A 20,276-nucleotide genomic window follows, 5' to 3' on the forward strand; every position below is an offset into this window, starting at 1 on the left:
TCGCAGGCGATGGTTGTGAGTAACAGCACAGCCGCAGTCTGCGAGCGTTAACACCCACGGCTCGGCGCGCTACTCTATATGACCTTTGCCTAAGCCGACTTTTAACCCATGCCGACGATCCAAGCGCTACTCAGCAACACAGAGCTGCCGGACTCCCCAAGTGCCCGGTTAGATGTTGAGTTATTGCTGGCGCATGTGCTGGGTAAATCGCGCAGCTACTTGCATACGTGGGCCGATAAGGCCTTGAGCGATGAACAACTCGAACAGTTTGCAGCGGCAATCAAGCGGCGCCAAGCCGGCGAGCCGGTGGCTTATATACTTGGCCAGCAAGGTTTCTGGAGCCTTGAGCTGGAAGTCGCGCCGCATACTCTGATCCCTCGCCCCGACACTGAATTACTGGTTGAAACAGCATTGCAGTTGATCGCTGCAACGCCCGCCAGCGTGCTCGATTTAGGTACCGGCACCGGCGCAATCGCGCTTGCATTGGCATCAGAGCGCCCGGCATGGCGGGTCAGTGGCGTTGACCGGGTGCCGCAAGCGATTGAGTTGGCAGAGCGTAATCGCAGTCGCTTAAAGCTTGGGAATGCACAGTTCTTGCTCAGTCATTGGTTTGACGCGATCAGCGATCAGCGCTATCAGATGATTGTCAGTAACCCGCCGTATATCGCGGCGGGCGATCAACACCTGAGCCAAGGTGATGTACGTTTCGAGCCGAACAGCGCACTGGTTGCAGGTGATGATGGTCTCGACGATATTCGTTTGATCATTGAGCAAGCGCCACATCACCTCAACGCTCAAGGCTGGCTTTTGCTTGAGCATGGCTACGATCAAGCCGCAGCAGTGTGCGCGCTGTTGAGCGAGCGCGGATTTAACCAAGTTGAAAGTCGTCGCGACTTGGGCGGCCATCAACGCATCAGTATTGGACGTTTTGATCATGAGTGAACGCGCCGGTTTTTACGACGAGCTCAGCGACGAAGAGTTACTGCGCTACAGCCGACAGATTCTTGTTCAGCAGATAGATGTTGCCGGTCAATTACGCCTAAAAAATAGTCGGGTGCTGATCATCGGGGTTGGCGGGCTGGGTTCGCCGGTTGCGCTGTATCTGGCGGCGGCTGGCGTTGGCGAGCTGCATTTGGCCGACTTCGATACGGTTGATCTGAGCAACTTGCAGCGCCAGATCGCTCACGACAGCTTGAGTGTTGGTCAGGCCAAGGTTGACTCAGCCGCCGCGCGACTCAAGGCGATCAACCCGCTGATCAAGCTGCAATTACAGCGCACAGCCATGGATCAAGACTCACTGGGCAGCGCTGTGGCCGCAGTCGATGTGGTGCTTGATTGCTCGGATAATTTCACCACGCGAGAAGCGGTTAACGCCGCCTGTGTGGCCAACAAAATACCGCTGGTAAGTGGCGCCGCTATTCGCCTTGAAGGGCAGTTGTCGGTGTTTGATCCGCGCAACGACAGCAGTCCTTGTTACCACTGCCTGTACGGCCATGGTAGCGAAGCTGAATTAACCTGTAGTGAAGCCGGTGTGGTCGGTCCATTGGTTGGTTTGGTCGGTAGCCTGCAAGCGCTTGAGGCCTTGAAGCTGTTGGTGGGTTTTGGTGAGCCAATGGTTGGCCGCTTGTTACTGATAGATGCCCTGGGCTCGCGTTTCCGTGAGCTGCGGGTTAAGCGCGACCCCGCTTGCAGCGTCTGCTCAGGCACTGATCAACAGGTCGCGCATGAGTAAGTTGGCGATCAATAAAAATGCGCCTGTCGGGGTATTTGATTCAGGTGTCGGCGGGCTGTCTGTTTGGGCTGAGATTCGTCAGCTATTACCCAATGAATCATTGCTCTACGTCGCCGACAGCGCACATGTGCCCTATGGTGAGAAAAGCCCGGAATTCATTCGTCAGCGTTGCCGCGAAATTGCCCAGTTCTTGTTAGGTCAAGGCGCCAAGGCGTTGGTGCTGGCCTGCAATACCGCGACGGTTGCGGGGGCGGCTGATTTGCGCGAGCTCTATCCAGACCTACCTATTGTCGGCATGGAGCCTGCGGTCAAGCCGGCGGCAGCAACAACCCGTTCAGGTGTGGTCGGTGTGTTGGCAACTACCGGCACACTCAAGAGCGCAAAGTTTGCAGCCTTGCTTGATCGTTTTGCCGCCGATGTTCGGGTGGTGACCCAGCCGTGTCCTGGTTTGGTTGAGCAAATAGAAGCGGGTGATCTAAACGGCCCAGTCACTCGTGCTTTGCTTGAGCGTTATGTCGAGCCGTTATTGGCTGCGGGTTGCGACACGCTGATTTTGGGCTGCACTCATTATCCATTTATCAAGCCGTTACTTCGCGAGTTGGTCCCTATAGATGTCAACTTGATTGATACCGGAGCTGCTGTTGCTAAACAATTGCAACGTTTATTGATAGAGCGCAATTTACTTATTGGGCCTTCTGATGTTAAACAGCGTTTCTGGTGCAGTGCAGACCCGCAGAAAATGCAGGCGGTGTTGCCTGCACTTGGGATGGATAACGCTGAGGTTACTGCGTTTACATAAAAATATGTTGGCCTAGTGAGTAGGACTCACGTACACATAGGAAAAAGGAAGGTATGAAAAAAGTTATTACTTTGGTTGCAGCAGCCATTGTTGTGTCGGGGGGCGCTAGCAATGCGGCACAAGCTGCGGACTTTAGTTTTTCTGTAGGTCAAACCAGCGAATCAACTACAACCTACCGTTTTGGTACCCAGTTTGACTTCAATAAAAGCTGGCTACAAAGCGATGTTGGGCGCTTAACAGGTTACTGGGATGGTGCATACACGTACTGGGATGGTGATGACACTTCAAGCAATCACAGCATCTCGCTGGCTCCTGTGTTTGTTTACGAGTTCGCGGGTGAAAACTTTCGACCTTATGTCGAGGCCGGTATTGGCATCGCGTTTTTTTCCAGCACGGAAATTGAAAATAACGATTTGAGCACCTCGTTTCAGTTCGAAGACCGTATCGGTGCAGGCGTACGTTTTGCTAACCAGGAAGTTGGTATCAGGGCTATTCACTATTCCAACGCCGGGATCAAGAATCCTAACGATGGGGTTGAGTCCTATGCGTTGCATTACCGTCTGAGCTTCTAAACGGCTTTTAAATAACAACGCCGGCAATGGCCGGTGTTGTTTCAGCGGTATGTTGTTTTAGCGGTAAATAGTCGCCATGCCGCGCCGCTCTTCAATGCATTCCGCCGAGGCCATTTCAAACTCTCGGCAAATCAAGGGGCGGTTCTGATAAATGCTGCAGCGCATGCTGTCGCGGTCCAGCGCTGCGCACCAGCCGTCATCCAAGCGCAACATCACCTCACCACCCCAATCATCCGTGCTGATATAGCGCTCGGGAACGCCAGTGTCGGTGATCAACATGACTTCCAGCTGACAACAACATGCTGCGCAATTAGAGCAAGCCACCGCCTCAGCATCTGGCGTTTGTGGCTGCAATTGTGTCAGTGGTATCTGAGAAGAATCGGTCATGCGTGGCAGTGTACGTCAGCCAGAATATTTTGGTGGGCTAAGCCGATCGACGCATACGCACAGCTTGCTCGTACTGCACACGATAAAGTTTGGCAAACGCATGCAGCAGCGGCATTACCACTGCCCAGATCAGGGCCAGAAGGAGCATGCTGGGTACAATGCCGAGCGGTAAGCGCACGTCAGCGATCTGCGCGCCCGCGTAGTACGACAAAGGCCCTGCAATTGCGCCCAGCAGGCTGGCACGCCACCAGGGTTTAGCTGTCCATGCCAGGCAATGGTTAAGCGTGCTGGCGAGCAATATCCAGAGCAGCGCTAGCCACAGCGGAATCAACGTGCGCGGCTCGGAAAACTCAAACACACCGATGTTGAGCAAAAAGCTGTCGAGTGCGCTGCCCGCACAGAAAACACTGATTAACAGTTTGCCTTCTGCTGCCCAACTACTGACCCAGAAAAAATGCACCGCCAAAATGCCCACCACAAGCAGTAACCATAAGCTGTCGCCGGTGAGTACACAGGTTAGCCAGCCAAGTTGAAAGAGTAGGGCGTTGACGATCAGTTTAGGCATTAAAGCGTCCAAGTAAGGGAGCTGGTTGCGCAGCAGGTTTTGCCAGCAGTAATTGTGCGGTACCGATGGTGCGCTCGATAAAGCCACCCTCGCAATAGCACAGGTAAAACTCCCACATACGATAGAAGTACTCATCGTAGCCGAGCTGTTCCAAATCATGCCGCGCCTGATGCAAGTTTTCGTGCCAAAGACGCAGTGTGCGTGCGTAGTGCTGACCGAAGTCTTCCATGTGGTGCAGGTTCATATCGGTCTGGTCGGTAATGATATCGAGCATCGTGGTGATTGAGGACAGCGCACCACCGGGAAAAATGTAACGTTGAATGAAATCGACGCTGGCTTTGGCTTGCTTATAGCGTTGGTCGCGGATGGTGATTGCTTGCAGCAGCATCAACCCGTTGGGTTTGAGCAGATTGGCACACTGTTGAAAGTAGTGGCTGAGAAAGCGGTGACCGACAGCTTCAATCATTTCAATCGACACCAGTATGTCGTAGGTGCCTTGCAGGTTGCGATAGTCTTCCAGCAGCAAGGTGATGCGATCTTCCAAGCCTTGCTTCTCAATACGTCGCTTGGTGTAATCGAATTGCTCTTTGGACAACGTGGTGGTGACTTTGCAGCCGTAATGGGTCGCGGCATTTTATATCTCAAGGTTATCTTTGTTCAGCGCAGCAAAGTTACTGGCGAACGTGCGCAGGAAATCGCTCATAAGTAGAACTCTTCAGTCGTTTTGGGCAAGTCCCTGAAAGCATTGATTGCCCGTTCACGGCTGCTTTTCAAATCAACCATCGGGCTTGGGTAATTGGCTACGCCAAACAATCCGCCGAGTGCAGATGGATCATGGATTTGTTTGCTGCTCAGCCCGTCTAACTCGGGCAGCCATTGACGAATAAATTGCCCGTCGGGGTCGAAGCGCTGTGACTGGCTGACCGGGTTGAATATGCGGAAATACGGCGCTGCGTCGGTGCCTGTTGATGCGCTCCATTGCCAACCACCATTATTCGCCGCGAGGTCGCCATCAATCAGGTGGCGCATGAAGAAACGCTCGCCTTCGCGCCAGTCAATCAACAGGTTTTTGGTCAGGAACATAGCCACAACCATGCGCAGCCGGTTGTGCATCCAGCCGGTGTTGAGCAACTGACGAATCGCTGCGTCGATGATCGGAATACCGCTGCGACCTTGTTGCCACGCCTCTAAGTCTGCGGGCGCGTTGCGCCATTTCATCGTGTCAGTTTCAATCCGAAATGCGCGGTGCTTCGAGACTCGCGGGTAACCCACCAATATGTGTTTGTAGAACTCGCGCCACAGCAGCTCGTTGATCCACGTCGTCGCTCCGGCATTGCCGCTGTCTAACTCGCCGCGATTAAAGCCAAGTGCGCCGTGCAGGCATTGACGTGGCGAAATTACCCCCGCTGCGAGATAGGCAGACAATTGGCTGGTGCCGGGTTTGGCCGGAATATCACGCTGCGCTTGGTAGTCGGCAATGGACTCATCAGCAAACTCCGCTAGGCGCCTCATTGCTTCATCTTCACCGGCAGGCCAAAGCTGTTGCAGTTCTTTGGTCGGCATTGCGAAGCCGTCGACCTGCGTTGGCACGTGATCCGCCTGTATCGGCAAGGGCGATTGCGCGTCAGGCTTGGCGATCCGCTGCGGAACATGGTCGTGCAGACGCTGGTAACAAACCTTGCGAAACTGGCTGAAAACCTGAAAGTAGGTGCCGGTTTTAGTCAGCACGCTGCCCGGTTGGAAAAACAGCTGGTCCAGGTGGCTGTGTAGATTTACCCCTTGATCGTCCAGCGTGAGCGCAACCTGACTGTCGCGCTGGCTTTCATTGAAACCATACTCTTGGTTGAGGTGTACGTCGGCGATCTCGAGTTGCTGACACAGTTTGCCAATCACCCCGGCCGCTTGATCCCAGCGCTCGGCACTACGGATCAGCAAGGGCACATTGATCTTGCCCAGTTCGCGGCTCAGCTCAGTAAGATTGCGCAGCCAGAAATCAATCTTGCAAGGCGCATCATCGTGCTCTTGCCATTGAGTTGGGCTGAGCAAAAACACAGCAACAGTCGGGCCACCAGCCATGGCGGCGGCTAAAGCGGTATTGTCGTGGACCCTGAGGTCGGTACGGAACCACATCAGCTGCAACATCATGCATCCTCTAGCAGGTGTCGATCAGCCAGCACTTGCATGGCGATAATGGGATCAATGGCGATTGTCAGGTTGCTGTAGCGCGCACCCAGTGTTTGCAGTTCTGCGTGATGAATGGTCACGGTTGGCCCGGTGATCAGCACTGTGCTTGCACAGCCTTCGAGCAGTGTCGGCAATTGGCTGATATTCAGTGGTTGAGTCGAGTACAGGAGCAGCGCTGACGGCCGGATATGCTCCATTGCCATGCTTAACTCAGCTTGCGGCACTGGCCAGTCAAACACTTCAACCGGGGCTTGAGCGCTACTCGCCAGCCAAGCACTGAGCCATAATCCAGGGGCCATCGGCAGGTCGGAGCAATTGACCATCAACAGTGGTTCACCGGTATGTTGCCGATTGTTGTGGTAGACGCGGGCGCCAAGTTTGCTGCGCAGCCAGGAGTAGAAAAATACCTGCTCGAGCCGTGCGCCAAATTGTCCGCGCCAGCGTTGTTCTAATTCGTTGAGTAGCGGTAACAGCAACTGGCTGCACAGCACGGTAGGCGGATACAGCGCGAGTTCGCTGTTGAATACGTCGTCGAGACGGCGCTCCGCCAGTTTGCTGACTGCCTCAAGCAACTGCTGGCTCTTCTCTGACCACTGCGAGTCCGGCCATTGTCCATCTGCTTCAGCACGCGTCGGCACTGTGCTGTGAAGCAACACTTTGACTTGGCTAACCGAGACACCACGGTTGATCCACATCAGAATCGCTTGGATCTGGGCGATGTGTTGTTCGCTGTACAAGCGGTGACCTTTGGCGGTGCGTTGCGGCACGATCAAACCGTAACGTCGCTCCCAGGCACGCAATGTCACCGGGTTAACGCCGGTGATACGTGCCACATCGCGGATAGGCCGAAAACCCTCAGCCAGTGCTAGCTGATATTCGTTTTCAGCGGGGGCTTGCTTGGCTTGGCTCATAAGGCATTTCGCAGGCTTAGGTTTTCCGGGTACGGCTGCAGGTAAACCTGTTGATTGATGTAGTGGTCGGGGTGCATTCGGAAGTGATGCTTGAGCAGTGTCAGCGGCACCACTAACGGCACGACGCCTTGGCGGTACTGGCTGATCAGCGATTGCATTTCCTGCTTTTCTTCGGCGCTCAATGACTGCTTGAGATAACCACTGATGTGCTGCAATACATTGCTGTGGGTGCCTCGGGTGGCGCAGCTTTTCAGCGCTGCCATGAGCCGGCTGAAATAGTCGGTCGCCAAGATGTGCAGCTCATGCTGGCTAAGATCTCCCAGCAGACTGCCAAGGGTTTTGTACTGCAATGGATTGGTTGCCATCAGCAGGTATTTGTAGCGCGTGTGGTATTCGATCAGGCTTTTGCGGGTCAGGCCTGCTTGCAGCACTTGTTGCCAGTCGGCGTAGGCAAACACGCGGGCGAGAAAGTTCTCGCGCAACACTGGGTCGTTTAAGCGACCGGCTTCTTCAATCGGCAAGTTTGGATGGTGGGCGATAAATTCAGCTGCGAATATTCCTGTGCCCTTGGGTTCACTGGGGCGACCGTTGTCTTGATAAACCTTGACCCGCTGCATCCCGCACGATGGCGATTGCTGCATGAGGATGTAGCCACAAATATCTGTCAGCTCGTCAGCAATCTGCCGGCCATAGGCAGCCAATCGCTCAGTTACATCGTTGTCTCTGGATACCGTGCCTACCGCCCTTGGCGCGTCAGGGTTACCGACCAGGCGTATAGGCTCGCGTGGGGTGCCCAGGCCAATGGCGACTTCAGGGCAAATTGAGACAAAGTCAAAGTAATCACTCAGCGTCCGGCTGCACAGCTGTGACTCTTTATTGCCGCCGTTGTAGCGCACCTGCTCGCCCAGCAGGCAGGCACTAATCGCGATTTTGGGTTTGCTTACGGCAGCGTCTGGCATGATGAGCCCTTGATATTAGTTGTACATAAAATCAAAATGTACAACTTGTGTTCATCATAGGGTTGGCGTTGTACAAGTCAAATTTTTTGTACAGGTTTTTTGTGGCAAATGTTGCGAGGAGTTGCGCGGCTTACTTTCAGCCTACGAGCCAGCCCTGCTTGGCTGGGCAATCGATCAGCGGACTTCGCTTGCTTGATAGCGTCTGTCGGTCTATTTGCAGGATATGAGCTTCATCGGCAGGCACTGTGACCATAAAGTGCTTTTCACGATTGGGTGGGGCTGCTGTCATTGCGGCAGCAGCAGTTTTGCGGGTTGACGCCCTGAACAGTTTCTACAAGCTGATATTTATTGCATGTGTTCGAGCAGTTTGCGGGCAGCCTCCTGGCCGCTCAACCATGCGCCTTCAACTCGGCCCGATAAGCACCAGTCACCACAGGCATACAGACCCAGGTCTGCATCGGCCAATGCGCCCAGTTGGTGTGCGGCTGATGGGCGTGCATACAACCAGCGGTGAGCAAGGGTGAATGTAGGGGCCGCGACTGCGCAGCCAATTAACTCAGCGAAGGCCCCGTGCAGGTGTTCGATAACCTGTTCCTTGGGCAGGTCGATGTGTTGACGACTCCATTGGCTGGTTGCGTGCAATATCCAGGTGTCGTGTTCGCTCTCACGCCCGGGTTTGCTGGTGCTGCGAGCTAACCAGTCGAGTGCGCTGTCCTGTACGAAGCAGCCCTCTACACGGGTGGCTAGCGGGGTTGCGAATGACAGGGCGACAGCCCAGGTGGGGTCCATCGAAACGCTAGCCGCTGCCCCGGCAAGCTTAGGTGCCGCGGCTAACAATGTACTGGCTTGTGGCGCAGGCAGGGCGATGACTACGTGGCTGAATGGGCCATGACTTTGGCCCTCGGCATCTTGCAGGCTCCAATGCTGCTCACCGCGAAAAACCTCAGTAATACGGCAACTGAAATGGACCGGTAATGCACCCAGCATGGCGCGGGTAATTGAGCTCATGCGCGGCGAGCCAACCCAGCGCACTTGCTCATCGGGGGATGCACAGAGAGCGCCGTCTTGATAGTTATACAGGCTAGGTTGCCACTGGCTGACCCAACCGCGTGCCTGCCATTGCTGTACAACCTCAACAAAACGCCGGTCACGGGCGGTGAAGTATTGTGCGCCGAGATCAAGGGCACCGGCGTCGCTGCGCTTGCTGGCCATACGGCCACCGCTGCCACGACTTTTATCAAACAGCTGGACGCTATGCCCCGCGTTTTGCAAGGCTTGAGCGGCGGATAACCCGGCGATTCCTGTGCCAATAACCGCGATGGGGATACTTGAATTCATGGTCTGCCTCATGTTCTGGAACGTTAGGCTTAGCTGCGGGTGAAATCTATACAAAGCCATTTTTATGTATAAGATTATGCGACTATAGATGTGACTCATCTATAGTTAAAGAGTCACCGCCACCTCTTGCGTAGCCGTATTTGGGCGTTTTATTGAGCTTAGTCACTGTTAATAAGATGCCGCACTCTATGTCAAAAATAGACCGCAAAAGCTGAGCTTAATTACCTCACGAGAGAAACATGCGAGGAAGATGCCATGCATATTTTGCTGACTGGCGGCACCGGTTTGATCGGTCAAAGCCTGTGCCATCACTGGGCCGCACAAGGACATCAGTTGAGTGTCTGGAGCCGTCGTCCTGAGCAGGTCGTTGGCCTTTGTGGTGACTCGGTTAGAGGTGTCGCAAGGCTCGAAGAGCTTAACCATGAATCTATTGATGCAGTGATTAATCTGGCAGGCGCACCTATCGCCGATAAGCCTTGGAGCGCTGCGCGCAAAGCGCTGTTACGCGAAAGCCGGATAGCTCTGACGGAGCAGTTAGTCACATGGCTCAAGCAACGAGAGCAAAAGCCTGCTGTGTTGATATCCGGTTCTGCGGTCGGTTGGTACGGCGACGGCGGTGATCAAGAGCTGACAGAACAATCACCCCAGCAAAGCGATGATTTTGCCGCGCAGCTATGTGCGGATTGGGAAAGCGCAGCGCTGCAAGCTGAGCCATTGGATATTCGTGTCGTGCTGGTACGCACTGGATTGGTGCTGGCGCCACATGGCGGCATGTTGAAACGCTTGTTGTTGCCGTTCAAGCTAGGACTGGGCGGGCGTATTGGCAGCGGTCAACAATGGATGCCGTGGGTGCATTTGAGCGATCAAATCGCCTTGATTGATTTTCTCTTACAGCATCCGCAGGCCAGTGGTCCTTATAATGCGTGCTCGCCGCATCCGGTACGCAATCGTGAGTTTGCCAATGAGTTGGGGCATGCGGTAAACCGCTTCACGCTGTTGCCTGTACCCGGTTTTTTATTACGCGCGGGTCTGGGGGAAATGTCGATCCTGCTGCTGGGTGGCCAACGTGCGCTGCCGGACCGTCTGACCGACATTGGTTTTGAGTTTCGCTTCACGCACTTGGACGTCGCATTGACGGATTTGTTGAACCCGATTGACTAAGCCCTGCTGCACAGGGCATCACTAGGAACTTGCATGACCGATCACGCTTTACTACTGGTTAATTTGGGCTCGCCAGCCTCAACCAAAGTTGCCGATGTGCGCAGCTACCTTAATCAGTTTTTGATGGATCCCTACGTTATTGATTTGCCGTGGCCGGTGCGACGCCTGTTGGTGTCATTGATTCTGATCAAGCGTCCGCAGCAGTCAGCGCACGCTTATGCATCCATATGGTGGGAAGAGGGGTCGCCACTTGTCGTGCTCAGCAAGCGTTTGCAGCAGGCAATGCAAGGCAAATGGACGCATGGGCCAGTAGAGTTAGCGATGCGCTACGGTGAACCGTCGATTGAGTCGCAGCTAAACAAGCTGATTGCCCAAGGCGTTAAAAAAATCACCCTGGCACCGCTGTATCCGCAGTTTGCTGATAGCACCACGACCACGGTGATTGAAGAGGTGCGCCGGGTACTCGCTAAGTGTCAGTCAGAGGTGCAGTTGTCGATTTTGCAGCCTTTTTACGACCAGCCAGAATACATTGCTGCGCTGGTCGACAGCGCCAAGCCGTATCTGGATAAAGGCTTCGAGCATTTGCTTTTGAGCTTCCACGGTTTGCCAGAGCGTCACTTGCATAAGCGCGACCCGAGCGGGGAGCACTGCCTGAAGAGCGCAGATTGCTGCCAAACCGCATCGCCTGAGGTGCTAGCCACCTGTTATCGCGCACAGTGTATGCGCAGTGCGCAGGCATTTGCCGAGAAAATGGGCTTGCAGCCAGAGCAGTGGTCGGTGTCGTTTCAGTCACGTCTTGGCCGGGCCAAGTGGATTGAGCCCTACACCGAGGCGCGTCTTGAGGAACTGGCGAAGCAGGGCGTTAAAAACTTGCTGGTGATGTGCCCGGCGTTTGTTGCTGACTGTATCGAGACGCTCGAAGAGATTGGTGATCGCGGCTTGGAGCAGTTTCAGGAAGCAGGCGGTGAAACCCTGCAGCTGGTGCCGTGCCTGAATGATCACGCAAGCTGGGTTGAGGCCCTCAACGAGCTGTGTGAACGAGCACCGCTAAGCCTGTAAATCACACTGGGCAGTGAGCCGCCTGTGCAGGGCGCTCACTCCAAAGGATGACATTCATACCATCAATAACTACTCCGGGCGATACTCAGCCGACGGCATATCCGCCTAAGCTGGCAGTACTTTAAACCGTCGCGCACTGCATTTGCGCTGTCGAGGAAACTGCCCATGCCCAATAACAACAATGGCTACCCCTCCAATATTCGCGCCTGGACCACCGTCAGTATTTTGATGGTTGCCTATGTACTGTCATTTATTGATCGGCAGATTCTTAACTTGCTGGTCGGCCCCATCCGTCGCGATCTGGCGATTTCCGATACTGAAATGAGCCTGTTGATGGGTTTGTCGTTCGCCTTGTTCTATACCGTGTGTGGTATTCCGCTTGGTCGCCTGGCGGATAGCAAAAGTCGTCGCGGGCTGATTGCCTTTGGTGTTCTGTTTTGGAGTGCAGCCACCGCCGCGTGTGGGATGGCGCGTCTTTACTGGCAGTTTTTACTGTGCAGAATTGGTGTCGGCGTTGGCGAGGCGGCGCTATCACCTGCCGCCTATTCGTTGATTGCTGACAGTTTCCCGCAGGAGCGTCGCGCAACCGCGATCAGCGTTTACTCGATGGGGGTTTACCTGGGCTCGGGCTTGGCATTTTTGCTGGGCGGTCTGGTTATCAAGTTCGCCTCAGCGCAGGGTGATGTGATGTTGCCGGTGCTGGGTGAAGTTCGCCCTTGGCAGCTGATATTCATCGTGCTGGGTGCTGCAGGCGTGCTCTTTACTTTATTGATGCTGGCAGTTAAAGAGCCAGCGCGCCGCGGTGCCGGAGCCGGTGTTGTGGTGCCGCTGTCACAAGTGGCTAGCTATATCCGGAAAAATCGGCGCACGGTGCTGTGCCACAACTTTGGTTTTGCAGGTTTAGCCTTTGCCGGTTATGGCAGCGCGGCGTGGGTGCCAACCTTCTACATTCGCACTTACGGTTGGGATGCCAGCCACGTCGGTATCGTCTACGGCAGTATCGTCGCGGTATTTGGTTGTTTGGGCATCGTCTTTGGCGGGCGTTTGGCAGACTGGATGACCAAGCGTGGCCGCACCGATGCCAATATGCGCGTGGGCTTGTATGCGGCGATTGGTTCTGTGCCGTTTGTGTTGGGTTTCCCGTTGATGGAAAGTGCCTTTTGGGCTTCGGTATTAATGGCGCCTACGGTGTTTTGCCTGAGCATGCCGTTTGGTGTTGCCCCGGCTGCGATCCAGGAAATCATGCCTAATTCGATGCGTGGCCAGGCCTCGGCGATTTACCTGTTTGTCATCACCTTGCTCGGTTTGGGGATCGGTCCGACTGCCGTCGCGCTGGTAACTGATTACGTGTTTGCCGACGATAACGCGCTGCGTTATTCGCTGCTGATCGTCACCTTGGTGGCGGTTACTACTTCGATCATTCTGCTTGGCAAAGGGCTCAAGCCTTACCGCGAAAGCATAGAGCGAGTCCGTGGTTGGTCGGCGCAAACGTCTGAACCCGCATCTGCTGAAGCTCTGACGGGGGCGGCGCCTAACCGTTCGTAGGGATAGCACATGACTATTCACAGATATGGATGACAAGCAGATCAAGCTAATGCGATGTCCTGAGTAAGGGTAATGGCATCAAGATGCGTACTACCGCGTTCAGCCACAGAGCATGAGTTGCTAGCTTGTATATTTTGAACGGAAAAAAAGCGCCTATCAGGGCGCTTAAGGTGACACCTCGTCCAAAGGAGCTGTGTATAGCTACAAGAGGTGGGCACTAACGGAGCTTGAGATTAGCTGTTATCAGCTAACTCTTCGGATGGTTCTTCTTGTTCATTCTCATCCGCATATACGACTACCGTATCGTCTCCATGAATTCGTTCTTGGTTTGCCAGAAAGCGCTGGCGAAACTCTTGTGAGCGCTCACTGCCGTTTTCTGCGAGTGCAGCGGTAGAACCCAGTAGAAGCAAGCTGATCAAAACCACTTTAAAATTTTTCATATCTATTCACCTGTCTGCGTAAGTTTCAGCGTCAACTGTTTGTTTAATGAACCTCTGAAGAGCAATTGCGCAACGTATTGCTGAGCCAGACTTGGCTGTGGTTGCCTGACATTCTCGTTGCGCGTTACTTTTTAGCGGTTTGCTAATGCCGTTTAGGCGGTAAGTTCGAGTGAAGTATACGAAGCGAAACCTAACAGAATGCTGAAGTGCAGATTACAAAACTGAAAGTTTACGACATGGTATTGCTTTAATTCGTTCGGGCATTAATGCATCGGCGCTTAATTATTAAAGTATGTTGAGTGGGTACTCAGTAATGACGCGTATCTCATTAAGATCAGGGGAGAACTCGTCTGCGCGTGTGACGGCATGACGAACACGAACTGACAAGTCTTTGAATGATCCCTCTTGAACAACATAGCGCGCTTCTAAATCACGCTCCCAACGGCTTTGATTACGTAATGCATTGCCGCTTGAGTCCACACGTGCGTAATAGCTGTTGGCGTTGGAGTAATCAGCGTCACGTCCAGACGCATAACGTGCCATGAGTGACAGGCCTGGCACGCCAAATGTCGCCATGTCTAAGTCATAGCGCAGCATGACTGAGCGTTCATTTGGTGAGTTGAAGTCACTGTACTGGATCGAGTTGTCCAAGTAGATAGACCCTGAGTTACTGATGTAGTCAAAGTCATCGTCACCGGTGTTCTCTTGGTAAGATAAGGTGATTCGATGCGGGCCACTGCTAACGCCTATATGGGTGCTGTAAATGTCGTTATCGAATGAGCCCAACAATTGCTTGCCTTGGTCTTTGGCTTTGTAATAGTTGAAACCGCCAAATAGCGTTAAGTTGTCGCTGAGGTCGTAGTTGAGGTTCATCGAGGCGTAATGTTGATTCCAGACATCCTTGAGGCGGCTTGTGTAGAGCCTGATGCTGATATTTTCATTGACGGAGTAATCACCACCGAAATAGCCCAGCCAGTCGGAATCGACATCACCGACATAAAACGTTGAGAAACCTTTGCCGAGAGAGCTGTTCTGTGGCTGGCTCATCGCGTGGAAACGTCCACCCTGCAAGGTCAAACCATCAATACTGAAGTTGCGAACATTGAGCCCACGAAAGGTTTCCGGTAGAAGTCGCGACTCACCAAATTGAATCACCGGCGATGTCGGGAAGACGTCTCCGTACTTGAATTCGGTGTCGAGCACGTACATTTTTACTGCCCCTCCGACCTTTGAGTAGCTGTCTTCCGCTTGATTGTTGCTGTCGACAGGCAGGAGCGTTGTGCCGAGTGCGCGGCCGGCACCCGTGTCGAGTTTGAGTCCGAGCATGGCAAACGAGTCAATGCCGAAGCCAACAAAACCTTGGGTATAACCTGATGAGAATCGCGTGATTATGCCTTGTGTCCACGCTTCGGAATAACTATTGCCAGTGGGGCTTGAGCCTCCTTTGCGGATGTCACGATTGAAGTAATAGTTGCGGTTTAAAATAGACAGCTCGCTGTCTTCGATAAACCCCTCCGATGCTTCAGATGTGTTTGCAGTTGCCGCTGACGACATTGTCCAGGCGAGAATTAAACCCCATGCGCGTGATGTGCTTAATTTAATGTGCATAAATTTACCTTGCCCAGTCATGAAAGTTATTGTTTTGCGTTATTGGTATCTATAGCTAATTACCAGTTTGCATGATTGCAAGGTGCTAATAACCTTAAAGTGACGCGTAGATTACAATTATGTAATTTAGCTAAATTGGACATGTTGTTGCTGTTAAATGGTTGTGGGCAAGTTGTATGTTGAGGGTTGAACTCATCAAGTGTTCATCGAGCTTTTTTAATGATTGTGGTTTTTAATGCCTCGATTTGCTACCGAGTGCTGTATTGTCCACAGCATGATTTCAATACACGACACCGCTGCAATAATCTGGTTGTGCTTAAGCAATTACTTGCTCAGGCACAGTCCAGGATTGTCGACCTTTAAGTAGACGAAGGAAAAACGTTATTTAAAATGCGGGGGGTATTGAACGCGAGTGCTTTATTTATTAACCACACTAGCGATTTGCTGGGTTCATCACCCTAGGTGTGTGCGAGGTTGTGTTGAGCTGCTGTTTGTGGCGGAAAGATTAAGCTGAATTGAGTCAGGCCATTGACTTCACTGCTGACGCCTACCGTACCGCCGTGCAATTGCATAATTGAACTGACAATTGCTAAGCCCAGGCCTTTGCCTCCCAATACCCGGGAACGATCTGGATCAACTCGGTAGAAACGTTTAAACAAGTGAGTTATGTGCTGCTCAGGGATGCCGGGCCCTGGATTGTACACGGTAAGTAACGTGTTTTCGTTTTCGGCGCTAATTGAAATGTCGATCTGGCTGCCAACGGGGCTGTGGCGGATTGCGTTGGAGAGGAGGTTAGAAATCGCTCGCTGGATCATCAAACGGTCACCGTAAGCGCTGCCGTTGCCTGTGATCCGTAAGTCGATCTGTTTCTCCTCCGCACTGAAGCTGAACAACTCCACGAGTAGCCCTGTCTGGTAATTGAGGTCGACTGTTTCGAGATCCAACAACGCTGCGGGTTGAGTAACATTGGCCAAAAACAGCATGTCAGTTACGATTCGCGAGATTCTTCCCAGCTCTTCTGTACAGCTTTCAAGCGTGGCTTTGTAGGCTTCCGTTGTGCGTGTTTTGGATAAGGTGACTTGCGCCTTGCCCATCAGGTTGGTGATAGGTGTTCGCAACTCGTGGGCAAGGTCGTCAGAGAATTGGGTCAGTTGTTGCACGCCGTTATCTAGGCGGTTGAACATGATGTTTATGCTGTCTGCGAGTTTGCTCAACTCCGTTGGCAGATTATCGACAGGGATACGATGCGAGAGGTCTTGTGTCGATGTCAGGGCAGCAGTCTGGCGAAATTTGCGCAACGGTGAAAGGCCGCGACGAACAATCCAAAATGCGCCGACACCAGTGAAAATAAGCAGCAGTGGTACGGTAATAATAGCGACTTTGATGTAGGCACTTAACAACGCTTGATCAGCTACTCGGTTACTGGAAAGTAAAACCCGAACCGTGTTGCCATCAGCTAATGGCATGGCAATTGAGACGGTGAGCATTTTGTTGCCGCTGCGATTGGTCCACGCGTGGTAGGTTTTCACCTCTTTGACATTGATGCGGGAGAGTTGTGGGTCAAAATCTTCTCTGCCGATGCTAAGCAAATGGCTCGCGTTGCTCTTGGCGATGAAAATGGTCAGGTTGAGGTTGTCATGCCCGGTGACTGAGTCCAGTAGCACGTGGGGACTGTTCGCCACCTTATCCAATGTCATGCCGACAGAAAGGTCGTGCTGAATTTGCTCCAACTTGCTGTCTAGGTTTTGTCGAGCGAGCAATTCCAGTTGGTGAGTCAGCGCTATGTACGCCAATGAAGCAAGCGAGATGACCAGTGCGGCGCCTGTTAGCGCGACTGATAAACTCAGGCGCATCGACAAACTGATTGGTTTCATCCGCGGGCCTCAAGGACATAACCGACTCCGCGTAATGTGTGAATCAGTTTGTCCTCAAATGGGTCATCGACTTTCGCGCGCAAACGCCTGATTGCGACCTCTACCACGTTAGTATCGCAGTCAAAGTTCATGTCCCAGACCAGAGATATTATCTGCGTGCGTGTCAGTACCTCACCCGAGCGGCGCATTAACAAGTGCAGCAGTGCGAACTCTTTACTGGTTAGGTCGATACGGTGGTTGTTGCGGTAGGCACGGTGGCGAGCAGGGTCTAGTTCTAGCTCAGATACACGGAATATCTCGGGGACTGAAATTTGTTCGCTTCGCCGAAGTAGCGTTCTAATCCGGGCCAATAATTCAGGAAACTCGAACGGCTTAACCAAGTAGTCGTCAGCGCCTAGGTCAAGGCCCTTGATTTTGTCGGCTAAACGGCCGCGAGCGGTCAACATGATGACGCGTGTGCTTTCGTGTTTACGGATATGCCCAAGCACCTCGAAGCCGTCCATTTCTGGCAGATTTACATCGAGAATGACTAAGTCATAGCTGTATTGCTCAACGAAGTGAAGGCCATCCATGCCAGTGGCTGCGCGATCAACGATATATCCACTTTCGGACAATCCCTGTTGTAAGTATTCGGCAGTTTTTTGTTCGTCTTCAATAATAAGTATACGCATTTTATATCGCTGATTTAAGAGTGTGTCTTGGGTATTAATAGCGCTCTATAAGAGCCGGGCGTACACACTTCAGTTGAATTGGGTGAAACGTTAAACGTCAGGTTTATGCGTGACTTGCTGCGAATGCTAAACCCTGTAGTCGCTACTGAGTCAAGCTGTAGGTGCTGATGTGCTTGGGTCTTCGGCTGATGACTAATCAGTCAGTTGTTTCTGTATGTTGCATTTTCAGTGCGAGTTAGTTGCTGTAAGTACAACGCGATATTAAGTCACTTAAAGTTTGTTTTTTGCTTAATAACAATTTTGTAATTTTCTAGTCATCCTGCCGATAGTGCCTCGTCGCTACATTCTCCGGCGTCAACGATTGCTGACGTGGATCGATTGAAAAGTTTAAGTGGTTGATGGCAGTTAACCGCCAGTGATTGCTTCAGCATTGTTTTTAATTGTTAGAGAACCTCTGAAAAAGATAGAGCGCGTCGGGAGTGCTAGGCGAAAGGATGTGAATAACGACAGGTCGCGTTCGACTTGAGTTGTTCGAAATAATAAGCATTTGATTCGCTTTGCACGTCCCTTCTGGGTCGCAGCAGGGACTGCCCCAGCAAGGGTTCCCCCCATAAGTGCGTTCAGCCTGAAGGCTGTGAGCAGTTTTCAACACGCCAATACCTATCGCAGTTGTTTTTCAGAGTTTCCTCAGGGGGTACGAGTGCTGGATGTAGGTAATGTGTGTAAGGGCGTCGCCTCAACGCGGCCCAATTTAAGGTCGGTCATTGCGGCTGGTTTTTTATGTGCGGCAAGTTTCTCAACAAGTATTTATGCGTTGGAGTCTGCCGAGGTAACGGTGACTCAAGCACTCGAGCGTGCGTTTCAACAAAACCCTGAACTCGCTGCAGCCAGTTGGAATATTGATATTGCGGCCGGCGCCCGTGAACAAGCGGGACTTATACCTAATCCAGAGGTGTCATTTGAGGTTGAGGACACGCGCAGTAATAGTCGCTCCACGACGGTTCAACTCACGCAGCCTATTGAGCTTGGCGGCAAGCGCGGGGCTCGAGTTGAGCTAGCAGAGCGTGGTCAGGATGCAGCAGCAATCAAGTTGCAACGTTCGCGCAATGAGTTGCGCGCAACTGTAATTCAAGCTTTTTACAGTGTATTGAGGGCTAAGGAGCAAGTTGCTCTGGCAAAAGAGTCGCTAGCTTTAACTGAGCGGGCGCTGGTTGTCGCAAATGGGCGAGTTAAGGCGGGTAAGGTCTCGCCAGTCGAGGCGGTCCGGGCTCAGGTGCAGTTGTCTGAAGTACGCCTTGACGTGCGGCGTGCGGCGATGGCGCAAACCAACGCTCAGCAACAACTGGCTGCGGTGATGGGCGATGCCAGCATTGGCCTTAATCAAGTAAAGGGCAATGCTCACGATTTGCCGAGTTTGCCAGCCGCTAAGCAATTATTGACGCAGGTTAATCAGACTGTTGATTTACGTTTGGCTGAGATGGCCATTAACCAACAAGAAGCTTCGCTCCGCTTAGAGCAGAGCCAGCGTATTCCTGATCTTAATGTGACCGTGGGTACCCAGTACGACGCCCTCGAGAATGAACGAGTAAATGTGTTTGGGTTGTCGATGCCGATTCCGATTTTCAATCGTAATCAGGGCAACATCCTTTCAGCCGCTCGTCGTGCGGACCAGGCTCGTGATCTGCGCAATGCCACTGAGCTTCGTATCCGTACACAAACCCAGTTGGCACTAGAGCAATGGGCAACCGCCCAGGAACAACTGACCTCACTTCATAAAACCATATTGCCCGCCGCGAAAAGTGCAGTGACAAGTGCTACACGCGGTTTTGAAATGGGCAAATTTTCTTATATCGATGTCCTCGATGCACAGCGCACTTTGCTCAGTGCCCGTGACCAATACATTCGTTCAATTGCTGAGGCAACCGATGCCTGGGTACAGATTGAGCGTATCTATGGCGACATTTCTGTACTCACTTCCAGCCGTTAATCCTCTTTTGAATTTATCTCCGGCGTTGCCTTAACCATTTGGGCTTAGAGCTGCGTTAACAGATTACCGATACGCCACCGGCTCGGGCCTAGCGCCCGGCGAACCCTCTGAGCTGAACAAGGAGTTGTCATGGACACTAATCAACGCTTCGCAATCGCGATCACTTTAGTTGCAGGCGTGGCAGGAGGCGCGTGGCTGATGCAAGGCATTATCTCGCCCGCCATTGCGCAACAGGATATTCGCGTTGTGGCCGATAACCGCCCAGACAGCGAGCAGCATAGTGAGACGGGGGATGATCAACATGCTGATGTGCAGGGTCATGATAACCCTGAGCAACATGAGGCGTCAGAGCAACTAGGTCCGCATGGAGGCACATTGTTTGAACAAGATGGCTTATCGCTTGAGCTGGTCACTGTGGAGGATGAGTCTGGACAAGAGCCCATGACAATCTATCTGTCACGTGATGGTCAACCGCAGCCAAACA

The 20,276-nt window shown here is 52.8% G+C and carries 18 protein-coding genes and 1 pseudogene; 8 read left to right on the plus strand and 11 right to left on the minus strand.

Going from position 1 to position 20,276, the window contains the following annotated elements; genetic code table 11:
• Positions 1 to 108: 108 nt before the first annotated feature.
• The 4 genes from prmC to B9K09_RS05660 are packed head-to-tail and all read left to right on the plus strand — an operon-like array spanning position 109 to position 3,103.
• On the plus strand, positions 109 to 942 hold the full coding sequence (prmC, locus tag B9K09_RS05645; protein ID WP_087515893.1) for a peptide chain release factor N(5)-glutamine methyltransferase: 834 nt from the start codon (positions 109 to 111) through the stop codon (positions 940 to 942).
• Complete coding sequence (locus B9K09_RS05650) at positions 935 to 1,732, plus strand: molybdopterin-synthase adenylyltransferase MoeB (protein ID WP_087515894.1); 798 nt, start codon at positions 935 to 937, stop codon at positions 1,730 to 1,732. Before prmC ends, B9K09_RS05650 begins: the two co-directional genes overlap by 8 nt.
• Positions 1,725 to 2,531 carry a glutamate racemase gene (murI, locus tag B9K09_RS05655; RefSeq protein ID WP_087515895.1) on the plus strand — a complete coding sequence of 269 codons (807 nt, stop codon included), beginning with the start codon at positions 1,725 to 1,727 and terminating at the stop codon, positions 2,529 to 2,531. The genes B9K09_RS05650 and murI overlap by 8 nt, the downstream gene beginning before the upstream one ends.
• Positions 2,532 to 2,584: 53 nt before the next feature.
• Positions 2,585 to 3,103 (plus strand): acyloxyacyl hydrolase, encoded by a 519-nt coding sequence (locus B9K09_RS05660; protein ID WP_087515896.1) that lies wholly within the window; start codon positions 2,585 to 2,587, stop codon positions 3,101 to 3,103.
• 57 nt (positions 3,104 to 3,160) lie between these two features.
• Here B9K09_RS05660 and B9K09_RS05665 read toward each other — a convergent pair whose 3' ends face one another.
• The 7 genes and pseudogenes from B9K09_RS05665 to B9K09_RS05695 form a co-directional block, all read right to left on the minus strand.
• Positions 3,161 to 3,490: a YkgJ family cysteine cluster protein gene (locus B9K09_RS05665; protein ID WP_087515897.1), complete on the minus strand. Its 330-nt coding sequence runs from the start codon at positions 3,488 to 3,490 to the stop codon at positions 3,161 to 3,163.
• A 37-nt stretch (positions 3,491 to 3,527) separates the two neighbouring features.
• Complete coding sequence (locus tag B9K09_RS05670) at positions 3,528 to 4,055, minus strand: DUF2878 domain-containing protein (protein ID WP_087515898.1); 528 nt, start codon at positions 4,053 to 4,055, stop codon at positions 3,528 to 3,530.
• Positions 4,048 to 4,686: pseudogene (locus B9K09_RS05675) on the minus strand (class I SAM-dependent methyltransferase); the annotation flags it as partial. The gene B9K09_RS05670 and the pseudogene B9K09_RS05675, both read right to left, overlap by 8 nt.
• A gap of 68 nt (positions 4,687 to 4,754) precedes the next feature.
• On the minus strand, positions 4,755 to 6,194 hold the full coding sequence (phrB, locus tag B9K09_RS05680) for a deoxyribodipyrimidine photo-lyase (protein WP_087518997.1): 1,440 nt from the start codon (positions 6,192 to 6,194) through the stop codon (positions 4,755 to 4,757).
• Positions 6,195 to 6,196: 2 nt separating this feature from the next.
• Entirely contained in the window at positions 6,197 to 7,150 is a 954-nt protein-coding gene (locus B9K09_RS05685; RefSeq protein WP_087515899.1) for a MerR family transcriptional regulator, read from the minus strand.
• A complete protein-coding gene (locus B9K09_RS05690; protein WP_087515900.1) occupies positions 7,147 to 8,109 on the minus strand; it encodes a DUF523 and DUF1722 domain-containing protein in 963 nt (320 codons plus the stop codon). The genes B9K09_RS05685 and B9K09_RS05690 overlap by 4 nt, the downstream gene beginning before the upstream one ends.
• 345 nt (positions 8,110 to 8,454) lie before the next feature.
• Positions 8,455 to 9,447 (minus strand): NAD(P)/FAD-dependent oxidoreductase, encoded by a 993-nt coding sequence (locus tag B9K09_RS05695; protein WP_087515901.1) that lies wholly within the window; start codon positions 9,445 to 9,447, stop codon positions 8,455 to 8,457.
• A 255-nt stretch (positions 9,448 to 9,702) separates the two neighbouring features.
• Between B9K09_RS05695 and B9K09_RS05700 the strand changes: the two genes are divergently transcribed.
• From B9K09_RS05700 to B9K09_RS05710, 3 genes are all read left to right on the plus strand, one after another.
• Positions 9,703 to 10,608: a TIGR01777 family oxidoreductase gene (locus B9K09_RS05700; RefSeq protein WP_087515902.1), complete on the plus strand. Its 906-nt coding sequence runs from the start codon at positions 9,703 to 9,705 to the stop codon at positions 10,606 to 10,608.
• A 33-nt stretch (positions 10,609 to 10,641) separates the two neighbouring features.
• Positions 10,642 to 11,667, plus strand: coding sequence for a ferrochelatase (gene hemH, locus B9K09_RS05705; protein WP_087515903.1), 1,026 nt, complete (start codon positions 10,642 to 10,644; stop codon positions 11,665 to 11,667).
• A gap of 165 nt (positions 11,668 to 11,832) precedes the next feature.
• A complete protein-coding gene (locus B9K09_RS05710) occupies positions 11,833 to 13,212 on the plus strand; it encodes an MFS transporter (protein ID WP_087515904.1) in 1,380 nt (459 codons plus the stop codon).
• Between the two features lie 233 nt (positions 13,213 to 13,445).
• On the opposite strand, the gene B9K09_RS05715 is transcribed toward B9K09_RS05710, so the two are convergent.
• The 4 genes from B9K09_RS05715 to B9K09_RS05730 all read right to left on the minus strand — a co-directional run bounded on the left by B9K09_RS05715 (position 13,446) and on the right by B9K09_RS05730 (position 17,805).
• Complete coding sequence (locus B9K09_RS05715) at positions 13,446 to 13,652, minus strand: hypothetical protein (RefSeq protein ID WP_087515905.1); 207 nt, start codon at positions 13,650 to 13,652, stop codon at positions 13,446 to 13,448.
• 285 nt (positions 13,653 to 13,937) lie between these two features.
• On the minus strand, positions 13,938 to 15,281 hold the full coding sequence (locus B9K09_RS05720; RefSeq protein WP_371917435.1) for an OprD family porin: 1,344 nt from the start codon (positions 15,279 to 15,281) through the stop codon (positions 13,938 to 13,940).
• Positions 15,282 to 15,718: 437 nt separating this feature from the next.
• Positions 15,719 to 17,134: a heavy metal sensor histidine kinase gene (locus B9K09_RS05725; RefSeq protein WP_087515906.1), complete on the minus strand. Its 1,416-nt coding sequence runs from the start codon at positions 17,132 to 17,134 to the stop codon at positions 15,719 to 15,721.
• Positions 17,131 to 17,805 carry a heavy metal response regulator transcription factor gene (locus B9K09_RS05730; RefSeq protein ID WP_087515907.1) on the minus strand — a complete coding sequence of 225 codons (675 nt, stop codon included), beginning with the start codon at positions 17,803 to 17,805 and terminating at the stop codon, positions 17,131 to 17,133. Before B9K09_RS05730 ends, B9K09_RS05725 begins: the two co-directional genes overlap by 4 nt.
• 718 nt (positions 17,806 to 18,523) lie before the next feature.
• On the opposite strand from B9K09_RS05730, the gene B9K09_RS05735 reads away from it, so the two are divergent.
• Positions 18,524 to 19,792, plus strand: a complete 1,269-nt coding sequence (locus B9K09_RS05735) for a TolC family protein (RefSeq protein ID WP_087518999.1) — start codon at positions 18,524 to 18,526, stop codon at positions 19,790 to 19,792.
• Positions 19,793 to 20,276 lie beyond the last annotated feature (484 nt).

It is taken from the genome of Pseudomonas sp. M30-35, assembly GCF_002163625.1.
Taxonomy (GTDB): Bacteria; Pseudomonadota; Gammaproteobacteria; order Pseudomonadales; family Pseudomonadaceae; genus Aquipseudomonas.

Coding starts and splice junctions, on each gene's coding strand:
- B9K09_RS05695 (WP_087515901.1), bottom strand. CDS start 9,447: ATGAATTCAAGTATCCCCATCGCGGTTATTGGCACAGGAATCGCCGGG.
- hemH (WP_087515903.1), top strand. CDS start 10,642: ATGACCGATCACGCTTTACTACTGGTTAATTTGGGCTCGCCAGCCTCA.
- B9K09_RS05700 (WP_087515902.1), top strand. CDS start 9,703: ATGCATATTTTGCTGACTGGCGGCACCGGTTTGATCGGTCAAAGCCTG.
- B9K09_RS05720 (WP_371917435.1), bottom strand. CDS start 15,281: ATGACTGGGCAAGGTAAATTTATGCACATTAAATTAAGCACATCACGC.
- B9K09_RS05715 (WP_087515905.1), bottom strand. CDS start 13,652: ATGAAAAATTTTAAAGTGGTTTTGATCAGCTTGCTTCTACTGGGTTCT.
- murI (WP_087515895.1), top strand. CDS start 1,725: ATGAGTAAGTTGGCGATCAATAAAAATGCGCCTGTCGGGGTATTTGAT.
- prmC (WP_087515893.1), top strand. CDS start 109: ATGCCGACGATCCAAGCGCTACTCAGCAACACAGAGCTGCCGGACTCC.
- B9K09_RS05730 (WP_087515907.1), bottom strand. CDS start 17,805: ATGCGTATACTTATTATTGAAGACGAACAAAAAACTGCCGAATACTTA.
- B9K09_RS05660 (WP_087515896.1), top strand. CDS start 2,585: ATGAAAAAAGTTATTACTTTGGTTGCAGCAGCCATTGTTGTGTCGGGG.
- B9K09_RS05665 (WP_087515897.1), bottom strand. CDS start 3,490: ATGACCGATTCTTCTCAGATACCACTGACACAATTGCAGCCACAAACG.
- B9K09_RS05710 (WP_087515904.1), top strand. CDS start 11,833: ATGCCCAATAACAACAATGGCTACCCCTCCAATATTCGCGCCTGGACC.
- B9K09_RS05650 (WP_087515894.1), top strand. CDS start 935: ATGAGTGAACGCGCCGGTTTTTACGACGAGCTCAGCGACGAAGAGTTA.
- B9K09_RS05725 (WP_087515906.1), bottom strand. CDS start 17,134: ATGAAACCAATCAGTTTGTCGATGCGCCTGAGTTTATCAGTCGCGCTA.
- B9K09_RS05670 (WP_087515898.1), bottom strand. CDS start 4,055: ATGCCTAAACTGATCGTCAACGCCCTACTCTTTCAACTTGGCTGGCTA.
- B9K09_RS05685 (WP_087515899.1), bottom strand. CDS start 7,150: ATGAGCCAAGCCAAGCAAGCCCCCGCTGAAAACGAATATCAGCTAGCA.
- B9K09_RS05690 (WP_087515900.1), bottom strand. CDS start 8,109: ATGCCAGACGCTGCCGTAAGCAAACCCAAAATCGCGATTAGTGCCTGC.